Here is a 13289-nt window from a genome sequence, read left to right as displayed (position 1 = left end):
GGTCCTGTGTGTTTAATTCTAAAGTCAAAATTCAAAAGGCAAAAGCGTTTGCGTCGATTGGTTTTGACCTTTGACTTTTTGCTTTTTACTTATTTCGTCGAGTCTGTGAGTACCACCGGCGCTGCGCTCATTTCCTTCAATCCGAGCGGCGCCACGGCTTTAACGATCTCGCTTTGCTTGCTTTGAAAGAGTACCTGGCCTTTGACGGTCTTGTACTCGTATTCGAGTTCTTTCAGTTCGCGCTGCGTGCGGGCGATGTCGCGACTCAGCTTGTCGGCCAGGTGGCCGTTGTAGATGTACACCACCGCCAGCGCTGCGAGGAACAGGAAGAAGGGCATCTGCCGCACCACGTTGCCGTAGTTCAGCAGGCGCTTCCAGTGAAAGCGCAGCTCGAATTCCTTCTTGTTGTTTACTTGATCCAATGTTTTATTATTCGTGTGTTCGTTACTTCATTCCCTAAACCCTTCAAAACCACTCAAAACCTCTCTAAACCTTCTCTGAACCTTTCTTCTCCGCTACGCGGAGCTTCGCGCTTCGCGATCTCGGGTTTCGCTTCTGCTCCTCCGCCGTCGCTTCGATCGGTTTTTTGTTCACCAGCTTCAGCGGGTTGTAGCGTTGCTTCGATTCGAAGGGATGCTCCTCTTCGGCCTCGAAGGTGCCGTTGCGGAAGAACTGCTTCACGAGCCGGTCTTCGAGCGAATGGAAGGTGATGATGGCCGCGCGGCCACCTTCCTTCAGCGATTCCGGCACCTGCTCGAGCAGCTCCTTCAGCGCGCCCATCTCGTCGTTGACCTCGATGCGGAGCGCCTGGAAAACCTGCGCGAAGTACTTGTTGGGGTTGCCTTTCACCACGGTGCTCACCGCGTTGCGGAAAGCCAGCGTCGTGTCGAGCGAAGTCGTTTTCCGTACTTCTACGATGGTGCGGGCCAGCGTTTTGGCGTTGGTCACCTCGCCGTATTGCTCCAGCAGCTTGTGCAGCTCGCTTTCGCTGTAGGTCTTCAGGATGTCGGCCGCCGTGCGTCCGCCGCGCTGGTCCATGCGCATGTCGAGCGCGCCTTCGAAGCGGGTGGAGAAGCCGCGGCTTCCTTCGTCAAACTGGTGGCTGCTTACGCCGAGGTCGGCGAGAAGGCCATCCACCTGCGGCACTTTATAGTACTGCAGGAAGCGCTTCAGGTGGCGGAAGTTGTGCGGCACGAAGGTGACACGGGCGTCGTCGGGCACGTTGCGCACCGCGTCGGCGTCCTGGTCGAACACCAGCAGCCGGCCCTTCGGACCGAGCGCCTTCAGGATATAGCTGCTGTGGCCGCCGCCCCCGAAGGTGCAGTCCACATACACCCCGTCCGGCTTGATGGCGAGCGCCCCGAGCACTTCGTTGAGCAGTACCGGGATATGGTATTCGGCGTTGGGAACAGCATCGTGCGCTGCGAGACCCGAGGCGTCGGCAACATGTTCGTTACCGGCAGCTTTCGGCTCACCGCTCACCGCTGACCGCTCACGCTTCTTACCCATTGAGGCCTCCTGTTTTCGGTGCCATCACCGAGGCCGCCAGCGAGCTGAAGTCGGACGCGGAAACGGAGTCAAAGAACTTTTGGTATTCGGTCTTATCCCAGATTTCGATCTTGTTCACGGCCGCTGCCAGCACGATATCCTTACCGAGGTGGGCGTACTCCTGGAGGTTCTTGGGAACCAGGATGCGTCCGGCGGTATCGGGCTCCACTTCTACGGCTCCATTGAGGAAGTAGCGGCGGAACTCGCGCACCTTCGGATCGAAGTCGTTGAGCGCGGATATCTGGTCGTAGAGCGGCTGCCAGCTCTGTACCGGGTACAGTGTCAGGCACTTCTCGAAACCCCGGTTAATGACAAATCGCGTAGCTTCGCCTTCCGGCAGCTGGCGCTTGAAACCAGCCGGCAGGAGGAAGCGTCCCTTCGCATCGAGGGTCGCTTCATATTCGCCGAGAAAGCTGATAGTTGCCATTTATTGGGATAAGTTGACACAAAATAACACTTTTTACCACTTTTGCATAGCATGTGGGAGGGCGTTATTTTATCCACCAGTCCCCGCACCCCGCAAAGCATTGATTTCACTCCGTTCCACGCCATTTTTGGGCGTTTAACCGGCCACGTTAGGTGAATTCAGTGTGCATAACCAAATATGAAATGTGGATAACCCGATAGTTATAAACAACCCATGAACGACCTGCCGATTTCCGCCTTTGATTACCCGCTTCCCGACGACCGTATTGCAGCCTTTCCGCTCCCCGAACGCGATGCTTCACGCCTCTTGGTGGCGGAAAGTGGGAGAATCGACGACCGGCACTTCCGCGACCTCCCTTCCCTCCTTCCCGAAGGCGCCACCCTGGTGGTCAACGATACCCGCGTGATCGAGGCGCGCATCTTCTTTCAGAAGCCAAGCGGCGGGGTGATCGAGCTGTTTTGCCTCGAGCCCGCCCGCCCCGCCGAAATGACGGCGGCCCTTCAGAGCGAAGGGCCGGTGCAATGGCGCTGCCTCATAGGCGGCGCATCGAAGTGGAAGCCGGGCCAGGTGCTCCGCAAAACGCTGGAGCTGCGCGGCGCCGAATGCGTGCTGGAAGCACGCTTCATCGCCAAAGAGCCCGAAGACTTTATCGTGGAATTACAATGGACACCCGCGCTTCCCTTTGCCGAGGTGCTCCATGCCGCGGGCGCTATCCCGCTCCCGCCCTATATCCGCCGCGCGGCCCAGACCGCCGACTCCGAGCGCTACCAGACCATCTTTGCCCGCAACGAAGGCTCGGTAGCGGCGCCTACCGCGGCCCTGCATTTTACCGAAAGCGTCACTGCGGCCCTCGAAGCCAAAGGCATCCGCCGGGTGCCCGTGACCCTCAACGTGGGAGCCGGAACTTTCCGGCCTGTCAAAAGCGAGACGATCGGGGGCCACCCGATGCACGGCGAATACTTCCAGGTGTCGCGCGAATCGCTGCGGGCGCTGATCGACAGCAAGACGATCATCGCTGTGGGCACCACAAGCCTGCGTACCCTGGAAAGTCTTTACTGGCTGGGCGTCAAGACGGCGGCGGCCGGCAGCCTGCAAACGGAGCTGGGCCAATGGGAAGCCTACGAGCTGACGGGCAGCATGAGCTACGCGGAGAGCCTGCAGGTATTATGGAACATCCTGGAGCAGGAAGGATTCGATACACTGTACGGACGCACTTCGCTCCTGATCCGCCCGGGCTACCGGTTCCGGTCGGCCGATGCGCTCGTCACCAACTTCCACCAACCGAAGTCGACACTGATACTGCTTGTGGCTGCCTTTATCGGCGAGGCCTGGCGCGACGTGTACCAGCATGCGCTGGATGGCGGCTACCGGTTCCTGAGCTACGGAGACAGTAGCCTGCTTTGGCGGGCGTCGTGAGCGGTGAGCGGTGAGCGGGTGAACGGTGAGCGCATACGCTTCTTGCGTCGCAACCCCTCAAAAGGGCTCACTGCTCACCTGCTCACCGCTCACGAGTCCTTATCTTCCTTAAAAAGCGGGAAGTCCATCGTGAACGCAGAGCCCTTGCCCAGCGTGCTTTCCGCCTTGATATGGCCCTGGTGCGCTTCCACTACGCTTTTCACGTACGACAAGCCCAAGCCGAAGCCTTTCACGTTGTGGATGTTGCCGGTATGCGCCCGGTAAAACTTTTCGAAGATGCGCTTGAGGGTTTCCCGGTTCATGCCGATGCCGTTGTCCTCGATACGGATATAAAAGCGGCGGTCGTCGGCGCTGGTCGTCAGCGCGATCCTTGGCGGCACATTATCCTTGGAGTATTTCACGGCATTGTCCATCAGGTTGTTCACCAGGTTGGAGAAATGCACTTCGTCGGCGAAGATGACGGGGTTCGCGGCATTGAGCTGGAGCTCGAGGGACCCGCCTTTTTCCTGCAGGCGAAGCATGAAGTTGTTGGCCACATCCTGGATGATCTGGTGCGCATCGAGCTCACGCCGGTTCAGCTGGATCTCCTGGCGCTCGAGCAGTGCAGCCTTCAGGATCGTTTCCACCTGCCGGTTCATCCGCTGGTTCTCCTCTTTGATGATATCACTGAAGTACGAGAGCTTCTTGACGTCGGCCTGCACCTTCTCGTTGCGCAGGGCATCCACGGCCAGCGAAATGGTGGCGATGGGCGTCTTGAACTCGTGCGTCATGTTGTTGATGAAGTCGTTCTTGATCTGCGCAAGCTTCTTCTGGCGAAACATTGTATAGAGCGTAAGACCAAAGGCCGCCATGATGATGATCGTGAACAACACGGCAAGGGCAATACGCGAGCGCAGTTGCATGTTGACGATTGTTTCCACGCGCGGGATCAGCACGATGAGGATCTCGTCGGGCGCGAGGTTCTCCACGGCCGAGCCGCCGGGCGGCGTGATGGGACGCAGGTACTGAAAGTGGCTGGCGGAGTCGGCATACCAGGCTTCGAACTGGTTGGAGCGGCGGCCGAGGTAAAAGCCGTTGAGGTTGGTGGCGATCCCGAATTCGAAGGGCACCTTCTCGAGGCGCTGTGCCGCGAACTGCTGGCTGATCTTTTCGTAGATCTCCTGGGCCGTGAAGCGCTGGGAGATCGAATAGTTGTGCGGAAGGTCGAGCGTATTGTCGAGCCCGGGGAAGGGCCGGTTGCCCCCGATCCCCGAAGCGGCCGAGGCACCCTTGTAGGCACCGAGCTCATCGGCCACGCGGTCGACCGCATCGCGCACCTTGTGGCGCACCTGCTCTTCCTGCACGAGCATCACGTTTTTCAGCCAGGAATACTGGATGAAAAAAATGCCCGCAAGCGACAGACTGATGAGTACGATGATGAGAGGGAAAACGCGTTTCACGGCCGGAAAGTAGGAAATAGGTCCCGTCCGCAAAAATAGGGCTGCGGCCGCGCCGATCGTGGCACAATTTATTGGCCTTTGACCTTTAACAAGTTTTGTAGTGTAACCCGTACATTTAATTAATATGGTAACCCCCGCTACCGGAGTGCTCCTGATCGCTGACCCTTTCCTGAAAGACCCCAACTTCATGCGTACGGTGGTGCTCCTCACCGAGCACCGCGAGGACGGCTCCATCGGGTTCGTCATTAACCGCCAGTATGAGAACACGCTCGACGAGCTGCTCCCAGAGATCGAGGGGCACAAGCTGCCGGTGTATTATGGCGGACCGGTGCAGATGAACACGGTGCACTTTCTCCACCGCTACCCCGAGCAGATCCCCGGCGGCATCGAGGTCATCAAGGGCGTGTACTGGGGGGGCGACTTCGATTCGGTGGTGGCCCTCATCAACAGCGGCGCGGCCGACCCCACAATGATCCGCTTTTTTATTGGCTACTCCGGCTGGAGCAACGGGCAGCTCGAATCGGAGCTCGAGGAGAAGACCTGGCTCACCGTTGAAGCCACGCGCCGCCTCATCTTCCACGAGCAGGCCGAAGAGATCTGGAAGGACTCCCTCAAGCACCTCGGCGGCGACTACGAGATGATGGTGAACTTCCCCATCGATCCGCAGCTCAATTAGGTAACGGTCCGCACAGTTGAACAATTACTCGTGCGCTGGTTTGATAACCGGATCCTGAACGCTCGAAGGATTCGTCCCCCTGATACAGATTTCCCTTCCCACGCATGCTTTGTCTTTTTTCGGATAACTTCTTTTTTCATTCACGGCGCGTCAGCGCCGGCATTTTATCGCCTCGGACTTTAGTCCGAGGAAAGTGAAGGCTTTTGAAGATCAGCGGCCTGTAGGGCCGCCACCTGATGGAGCGCCCTTCACGGCGCGCTCCTCACGATTCACGGGTTTCCTACTCCAGCATCACGCGCCGGTCTTTCGGGTACTTTACCTGGTAGCTGAGATTCAGCTTCCGCTCCTGCCCTGCCGGCAACTCGAACTGCCAGCTGATGATGCCCGTCTCCTTATCGAGCTGGCCATCGGTCTTCTCCTCCTCCACCGAAATTTCCTTAACCGTCGACACGGGCACCTGGTCGCTGATCGTAATGGACACCGCTGTACGCTTGTTGTTCCGCACCGTGATCTCCCAGGCACGGCTGTCGACGCGGTTCAAGCCCAGGAAGCGACGGGAGCTGTATTCCTTCACCAGCTTCCGCGTGATGCGGATGCCATTGTCCTTGCCGAGGGAAAGCGACAGCGTATCGGACGCCGCGTTGAGATCGAGGTAGGTCTTTCCGAGGTAGGCGCCTTCAAAGTACAGGCTCGCTTCACCGGGTGTCAGGTCAAGTTGCTGCCAGCCCGTAATCCGTGCCGTGAGGAAGGCGGCCGGGTCCACCTTGGGAGCGGCGTAGTAATCGTATGTGGCAGGAACGTCGATCTGCTTGATGCCAATGGTTGTGGTCTTCCCATCGGTCTCGAGCGAGTATTTCTCGTCAATCCGGTAAACAATGGTTGTCGGCTGGTATTCGGTCTGCACCGAAACGGTCTGGATGCTTTCCTTCGCAACCGGCGTCGCGGCGTATCCCATTTCCCCGGCGTCGCGCCGGACGCCAAGCCCGGTGGTCACCACCACGCTCTCGAGCGTTGTTTCTGACCGGGCAAGCGGGATGGTGTAATAGCCGGTCCGCACCTGCGTGTTACGCGATGAATAGCCCACGGCCGACACGCTCAGGTAACTGCCCTGCGCGACGCCGGCTATCCGGAAAAAGCCATTGGCATCGGCCGATACAGCGTTCCGCGTACCCGCCGCCGTTACCGTGGCGAAGGGCACGGGGTTGCCGTCCTGGTCGATGATGCGGCCGCTGATGTCACCGGGCGCCTGTCCACGTACCGGCGGCGCGCCGGCCACATAGAATCCCAGCATCCAGGGCTGCAGCTGCGACGGTGTGGCGTTGTCGTTGGGACTGCCGGTACTCAGCACGAGGCTGACGTCTTTCCAGGTCTCTCCGCTGCGCTGGTACACGTTGGCGTTCATCAGCAGCTGCAGCGGCTTCCCCACTTCGGTTACCCGCACGTCGTAGGTGGAGTACCAGCCGGCATCCTTTACGTTGTACGACAGGTCAAACTTCACGTTGCGCGCGTCGCGGCTGTCTACGAGGGCCGTCACCATGTATTGCACCGAGTCGCGTTTCTTTCCGAACTCGCGCAGCTGCGCCTGCAGGCGCGTCAGCTCGGCCTGCTCTTCGATGATGCGCCGCCCGTATTCGAGTTGCTTTTCGTACACCTCTGTCAGCCGCTGCCGCTGCAGATCGAGGGCTGCTTTGAGGTCCGGCGCCTTCACACCCGCCGAGCCGCCGATGGCCTGGTTCTTCTCCAGCATCTCCTCTTCCTTGCTATATACCTGGAGCTGCTTTTCATCGGCTTCCTTTCGCTGCGATACGGCGCGGATGCGCTCGATAAAGTTTTTCTCGTCCTGCTCCAGGCGGCGCTGCGTGAGGTAGTCGCGCGTGGCCTGCACCGACAGCAGGGTAATGTTCGCATCGGCTTTCAGCTGCACGCTTTGCGGGTCGAGTTGGTTGCTCATCCCGGTGAAGACGATCGCGTTGCGTCCCGCCGTGAGCAGGGCCGAAGCGCTGCGCTCCACGCGGGCTCCGGTGGAAAAGATAGTAACCCCTTTCACGGGCGCTTCGATGGATTGGGTTCTCGGCTGGGCAGTGGCGAACAGGGCTGTAAGCAGCAGCGCGACGAGCAGTTGGCAGGATCTCATGTGCGTGGATTGGCGGTTATCGATGTACGTAAGGCAAGCGATCCGGCGGAAAGGCTGCATTGCCGTCTGCCAACAGGTAATCCTCGATCCTGAAGGCGCACGCCTGTTAACGAAGAACGGATGCCCCTGGGCATCCGTTCTGTATTTTTCCGTGTAGCGCGTTAACGATTCACGATCGACGATTCACGTTACTCGTTGCTCGTGGCGCCTTCTACCAGCACGGTCACTTTGTTGTTGAGCACTTCCACGAAGCCGCCCTGGATATCAAAGGTGGCGGTGTGGTTTTGCTTGTCGCGGAGCACCTTCACGCGGCCGGCCTTGAGGGCGCTGACCAGCGGAGCGTGCTTGTCGAGCACTTCAAAGGAACCGCTCATGCCCGGCATCTGCACGCCGTACACTTCGCCGGAGAAAAGTTTGCGCTCGGGAGTCAGTATCTCTAAAGTCATAAAATCAGTTTGGAGTTTGGAGTTTGCGGTTTGGAGTTTGTTCGGGTAGCCCCAACTTCAAACTCCAAACATCAAACTGTAAACTTGTATTATCCCTGCGCCTGCGCCATCAGCTTCTTGCCTTTTTCGATCGCATCGTCGATGCTGCCTACGAGGTTGAAGGAAGCTTCCGGGTAGTCGTCTACTTCGCCGTCCATGATCATGTTGAAGCCGCGGATCGTTTCCTCGATGGGAACGAGCACGCCTTTCAGACCGGTGAAGGCCTCGGCCACGTGGAAGGGCTGCGACAGGAAGCGCTGCACCTTACGGGCGCGGGATACCGTCAGCTTGTCTTCGTCGGACAGTTCGTCCAGACCGAGGATCGCGATGATGTCCTGCAGCTCCTTATAGCGCTGGAGAATGAGCTTCACACGGTTGGCGCAGTTGTAGTGCGCGTCACCAACAACCGACGGCATGAGGATACGCGAGGTCGAGTCCAGGGGATCCACCGCGGGGTAGATACCAAGGTCAGCGATCTTACGCGACAGTACCGTGGTGGCGTCGAGGTGGGCGAAGGTGGTTGCGGGAGCCGGGTCGGTAAGGTCATCCGCAGGTACGTAAACGGCCTGTACGGAAGTGATCGAACCATTCTTGGTAGAGGTAATACGCTCCTGCATGAGACCCATCTCGGTGGCCAGCGTGGGCTGGTAACCTACGGCCGAAGGCATACGGCCCAGGAGAGCGGATACTTCGGAGCCGGCCTGGGTAAAGCGGAAGATGTTGTCGACGAAGAAGAGGATGTCGCGGCCTTTGCCGGTGCCGTCGCCGTCGCGGAAGTACTCGGCGATCGTGAGACCGGAGAGGGCTACGCGGGCACGGGCGCCCGGGGGCTCGTTCATCTGGCCGAACACGAAGGTGGCCTTGGAGTCGGCGAGCTCGTCCATGTTCACGCGGCTGAGATCCCAGCCACCTTCTTCCATGGAGTGCTTGAAGGCGTCGCCGTATTTCATGATGCCGGCTTCGATCATCTCGCGCATCAGGTCATTACCCTCGCGGGTACGCTCACCAACGCCTGCGAATACCGACAGACCGGAATAGGCTTTTGCAATGTTGTTGATCAGCTCCTGGATCAGTACCGTCTTACCCACACCGGCACCACCGAAGAGACCGATCTTACCACCCTTTGCATAGGGCTCGATGAGGTCGATCACCTTGATACCTGTAAACAGGATCTCGGAGGCCGTGGAGAGGTTCTCGAACTTGGGGGGCTTGGCGTGGATGGCGCGGCCATTCACTTTGGGCACCGGGGGCAGACCGTCGATGGGATCGCCGGTTACGTTGAACAGGCGGCCTTTTACAGCCTCTGTGGCGGGCATCATGATGGGACCGCCGGTGTCGACCACTTTCAGGCCGCGGGTGAGACCCTCGGTACCGTCCATGGCGATGGTGCGCACGCTGTCTTCGCCGAGGTGCGTCTGCACTTCAAGAACCAGCTTGTCACCGTTTTCTTTTTGTATCTCTAATGCGTTGTAAATCTCAGGAAGGCTGCCCTCGAACTGTACGTCGACTACGGCGCCGATGATCTGTTTTACCTTACCGACTTTTGCCATAAAAAGCGTTTAAAAGAGGCGTTTTTTTGGGTGATGGGGCGGATAGCAAGCGCTGCACCCCGTTTTCAGGCTGCAAAAGTAGGGAAAAGCGCGTTGAATATCGAAAAACGACCCGGGGAATATCGAATATTGGACGTACTGCCGCCCTGCCGAACCCGATCTCCCGCCTTCGATATTCGATATTCGTTATTCGATATTCGCTCTTCCAAACTCTTCCCGGTACCGCTGCAGGGCTTTCTCCTTCATCTTGGCCTCCAGCACCACGTCGACATCCTTTCCATAGGTACGGATCGGCTCATATATATAGTCGGCATGCGCTTCCTTGGGCGCGGCCGGCTCCTCGTGGTCGCGGCGGGAGCTCGAGTAGTGAAATACGGGGCGCAGGTCCCAGGTGCTGTACGCGAGGTGAAAAGCTTCCTCCTCCGGCATCCCGCCGCTGTGGAGCCGGTGGTGAAAGTAGTCGAACACGATCGGGATACCCGTCATCCCGTGCAGCGGCAGCAGGTCGGCCACGGTGTACAGCCCCGGCTTGTCGTCGTTCTCCACCGTCAGGCGCTGCTGCAGCGAGCCTGAGAGCTTCCGGAAGTTCTCCGCGAAGCGGCGGATGCTCTCCACCTTGTCGCCATAGGCGCCGCCGACGTGGATGTTGATCTTGTTCCAGTGCGAGGGCGGCAGGCCCATGAGGTCGAAGAGGCGGGCGTGGATCTCTAGATCGCGGATCGTATTGTCGAGGGTGGCGCCCGTGCCGGCCATCTTGTTGAAGGGCCCCGGGTGCGTGCTGAGGCGGATCGGGAGCCGGCCGCAGGCCTCAAGCCGCTCGCGGATGGCGGCGAAATCGGGCATCTGCTCCAGGTCGTATTCCGAGGCCCAGGGAAACAGCTCGGAGGTAACCCGGAACACCCCGACGCCCTGCGCCACATTCCATTGCAGGATCCGGTAAAGCGCCTCCACGTTTTGCAGCGCCAGCTGCGAGGCATAGGCGACGCCCTTCTGCTGGAAGGTGCGGCGGATCATCCCGCGGTTGGTGCTGATGCCTTCTTCGGCCAGTTGCACGTTGATACAGGCGTATCCGAGATTGAGCATGGGGAGCTGGTTTCGAAAACCGCGCCAAGACACGCGAAGACTTCTTCCCCGGACCCTCGCCCAGCCGGCTCACCTGCTCACCGCTCACTACTCACCCTCGCCTTATGCGCCGCCACCGCCTCCTGGTACACCGGGTCTGCCGCGGCTTCCTGCCATGCCTTATAGAAGATGGCCGCGCTCTCGGCCTTCACGGGATCGGGATCGCGGGGAAGCTCCGCGCGGCCATGGGCGCCGCTCTGACCCTTTTTATCGCGCGGCACGGCGCCCTTGTATTTCTGTCCCGAGGCGTGGTTGGCGTAGCGGCGGCTCCTTGTGTAGCCCATCTGCAAAAACTTGCGCGCCATATCCATCCCCACGAAATCGCCGGCATCGCGGTAGCCGGCAAAGAGCTCCAGCAGCTTCGCCGCCGAGACCCGGGCGATGTCGGGCGTGCGAAACCGCCAGTGCGGGAGCAACTCGCTTTTATAGGGCTGCACCAGCAACACACCCTGCTCGCCCTTCCCCATCCGGTACAACTCGGGGTGCGCGCGGAAATCGGTCTTGTTAAAGTCCAGCGTATAATCGAATCCCTTTCTCATTCATCGTTCCTTATTCTGTGCTCATTTCGATATTCGATATCCGTTATTCGATATTCGTTATTCGATATTCATACCAACCTCTTCGCTACGGGCACGTGTTTTGTAAAATAGAGGGTGTATGAAAAAGCTCCTCCTCTACCTGGCAACCTGCGGCTGCCTCCTCGCGGCCTGCAACGCCCAAACCCATGACAGCGACGACAGCAGCGGCATTGAGAGCGCGGCTGTTGCCGACAAAAAGGTCAGCAAGCGCGATCTGAGCATCGCCCGCGGCAATGCCTACAACGACCTGTTCCTCGACAGCACCGCGCTCATCGGCTACATAACGGCCAATAAGCTCCCCGACTCCATGGCCCGCCGCCTCGTTTCGTTTTACAATGCCCGCAACTACCAATACGCCTGGTTTTACTCCGGCGGCCTCACCGAGCAGGCACGCGGCTTCTGGAACCTCCTTGACTACACCATCAACCATGTAAAGGATTCATCGCTCCGCGACAAATCGCTGCAGAAGCGCATGGATGCCCTCACCAGCGAGGAAACGCTGCACTTTACCGCCGGCGACAAGTCGACGATGCAGACGGAATTCCAGATGACGCAGGCTTTCCTCAAATACATGCTTGGCTACTATGCCGACGGCCAGGTGAAGCGCAAGGAGATGGAGCGCTTCGTGCCCCGCAAGAAGGAAGACGTACAATACCTCGCCGACTCCATTCTGAAGAAAAAGCACAAGGACAATAAATACTACGACGATGTAAATCCTGCCTATGCCGGCCTCAAGCGCGAGGCGGGCCGCTACCTCGACATCGTGCGCAAGGGCGGCTGGCCTTCCATCAGCGGCCCGGCCAAGGCCTTCCGCCCCGGAGCCTCCTCGCCGCAGATCCGGGTGCTCAAGCAGCACCTGGCCCTCACCGGCGACATACCGGCCGGCGATACGAGCGCCGTCTTCACCGACACGCTGCTCAACGGCATCCGCAACTTCCAGGAGCGCATGGGCTACACCGCCGACGGCAAGCTCACCGAGACGCAGCTGAAGGACCTCAACGTGCCCGCCCAGACAAGGCTCGAGCAGATCGTGATGAACATGGAGCGGATGCGCTGGATGCCGGTAGCCCCCTCGGGTAACCTGATCGTGGTCAACATCCCCGAGTTCGTGCTCCACGTATTTGAAGGCAAGCAGAAGGCCTTCGACATGAACATCGTGGTAGGCAAGGAAGGACACAGCACGATGATGTTCAACGGCGACCTGAACCAGGTGGTGTTCAGCCCCTACTGGAACGTGCCGCCCTCGATCGTGAAGAACGAGATCCTGCCCAAGCTGGCTTCCAACCCCGGCTACCTCGATGCGCAGAACATGGAGCAGATCGGCACCGAGGGCGGTCTTCCGAAGATCCGCCAGCGCCCCGGCCCCGACAACTCGCTGGGCCGCGTGAAGTTTCTCTTCCCCAACAGCTTCAACATTTATTTCCACGATACGAATGCCAAGAGCCTTTTCTCGAAGGACAAGCGCGCCTACAGTCACGGCTGCATCCGGCTCTCCGACCCCGAGAAGATGGCCCAGTACCTCCTCCGCGACGACCCCAAGTGGGATCCCGCCAGCATCGAGGAAGCCATGAACGCCGGCACCGAACGCACCGTGCGCCTTAAGAACCCGGTGCCGGTGGTCATCACCTATTACACCGCCTGGGTCGACGAGGCCGGCCGCCTCAACTTCCGCGACGACATCTACGGCCACGACCGCGAGCTGGCGCAGAAGATGTTTACCGGGCAGCAGCAGACGGCGAAGCGATAGTCTGCTAGCCTGCTAATAATGTAGTCTGCTAATAATGTAAGAAAGCGTTCCGGTGGGACGCTTTCTTATTTCCAGGCGTCGCTTTGGGAAAGGATGAATGGCGCGGCTAGCACAATGCTCCTTACTTCAAAGGCAGCTCCGGCCGCGTCAGTGTTTCCCCCCGGCCT

The 13289-nt window shown here is 59.2% G+C and carries 12 protein-coding genes; 3 read left to right on the top strand and 9 right to left on the bottom strand.

Translation table 11 applies throughout. The annotated features are described in order from the left end of the window. Positions 1-89 precede the first annotated feature (89 nt). The 3 genes from ACYU7Z_RS17285 to mraZ form a co-directional block, all read right to left on the bottom strand. The gene (locus ACYU7Z_RS17285; RefSeq protein ID WP_460572770.1) at positions 90-422 is read right to left on the bottom strand and encodes an FtsL-like putative cell division protein; all 333 of its coding nucleotides are present in this window, start codon (positions 420-422) and stop codon (positions 90-92) included. Positions 423-486: 64 nt separating this feature from the next. Then, complete coding sequence (gene rsmH, locus ACYU7Z_RS17280) at positions 487-1509, bottom strand: 16S rRNA (cytosine(1402)-N(4))-methyltransferase (RefSeq protein ID WP_460572768.1); 1023 nt, start codon at positions 1507-1509, stop codon at positions 487-489. Next, the gene (mraZ, locus tag ACYU7Z_RS17275; protein ID WP_460572766.1) at positions 1502-1975 is read right to left on the bottom strand and encodes a division/cell wall cluster transcriptional repressor MraZ; all 474 of its coding nucleotides are present in this window, start codon (positions 1973-1975) and stop codon (positions 1502-1504) included. The genes rsmH and mraZ overlap by 8 nt, the downstream gene beginning before the upstream one ends. Positions 1976-2188: 213 nt before the next feature. Between mraZ and ACYU7Z_RS17270 the strand changes: the two genes are divergently transcribed. Continuing rightward, entirely contained in the window at positions 2189-3391 is a 1203-nt protein-coding gene (locus ACYU7Z_RS17270) for an S-adenosylmethionine:tRNA ribosyltransferase-isomerase (protein WP_460572764.1), read from the top strand. A gap of 89 nt (positions 3392-3480) precedes the next feature. On the opposite strand, the gene ACYU7Z_RS17265 is transcribed toward ACYU7Z_RS17270, so the two are convergent. After that, positions 3481-4830 carry a sensor histidine kinase gene (locus tag ACYU7Z_RS17265; protein WP_460572762.1) on the bottom strand — a complete coding sequence of 450 codons (1350 nt, stop codon included), beginning with the start codon at positions 4828-4830 and terminating at the stop codon, positions 3481-3483. Positions 4831-4954: 124 nt separating this feature from the next. On the opposite strand from ACYU7Z_RS17265, the gene ACYU7Z_RS17260 reads away from it, so the two are divergent. Next, positions 4955-5506: a YqgE/AlgH family protein gene (locus ACYU7Z_RS17260; protein ID WP_460572760.1), complete on the top strand. Its 552-nt coding sequence runs from the start codon at positions 4955-4957 to the stop codon at positions 5504-5506. 280 nt (positions 5507-5786) lie between these two features. Here ACYU7Z_RS17260 and ACYU7Z_RS17255 read toward each other — a convergent pair whose 3' ends face one another. The 5 genes from ACYU7Z_RS17255 to ACYU7Z_RS17235 all read right to left on the bottom strand — a co-directional run bounded on the left by ACYU7Z_RS17255 (position 5787) and on the right by ACYU7Z_RS17235 (position 11336). Beyond that, positions 5787-7640, bottom strand: a complete 1854-nt coding sequence (locus tag ACYU7Z_RS17255; protein ID WP_460572758.1) for a DUF4139 domain-containing protein — start codon at positions 7638-7640, stop codon at positions 5787-5789. Positions 7641-7828: 188 nt separating this feature from the next. Beyond that, positions 7829-8086 carry a F0F1 ATP synthase subunit epsilon gene (gene atpC, locus ACYU7Z_RS17250; RefSeq protein ID WP_460572756.1) on the bottom strand — a complete coding sequence of 86 codons (258 nt, stop codon included), beginning with the start codon at positions 8084-8086 and terminating at the stop codon, positions 7829-7831. A gap of 89 nt (positions 8087-8175) precedes the next feature. After that, entirely contained in the window at positions 8176-9675 is a 1500-nt protein-coding gene (atpD, locus tag ACYU7Z_RS17245) for a F0F1 ATP synthase subunit beta (RefSeq protein ID WP_460572754.1), read from the bottom strand. Between the two features lie 186 nt (positions 9676-9861). Then, positions 9862-10758, bottom strand: a complete 897-nt coding sequence (gene uvsE, locus ACYU7Z_RS17240; protein WP_460572752.1) for an apurinic/apyrimidinic endonuclease family protein — start codon at positions 10756-10758, stop codon at positions 9862-9864. 77 nt (positions 10759-10835) lie between these two features. Further along, on the bottom strand, positions 10836-11336 hold the full coding sequence (locus ACYU7Z_RS17235) for a DUF4385 domain-containing protein (protein ID WP_460572750.1): 501 nt from the start codon (positions 11334-11336) through the stop codon (positions 10836-10838). Between the two features lie 118 nt (positions 11337-11454). Here ACYU7Z_RS17235 and ACYU7Z_RS17230 point away from each other — a divergent pair, with 118 nt between their 5' ends. Continuing rightward, complete coding sequence (locus tag ACYU7Z_RS17230) at positions 11455-13122, top strand: L,D-transpeptidase family protein (RefSeq protein WP_460572748.1); 1668 nt, start codon at positions 11455-11457, stop codon at positions 13120-13122. The last annotated feature ends 167 nt before the right edge of the window (positions 13123-13289 follow it).

The organism is Flaviaestuariibacter terrae (genome assembly GCF_054777635.1).
This window is presented reverse-complemented; position numbering and strand designations above follow the sequence as displayed.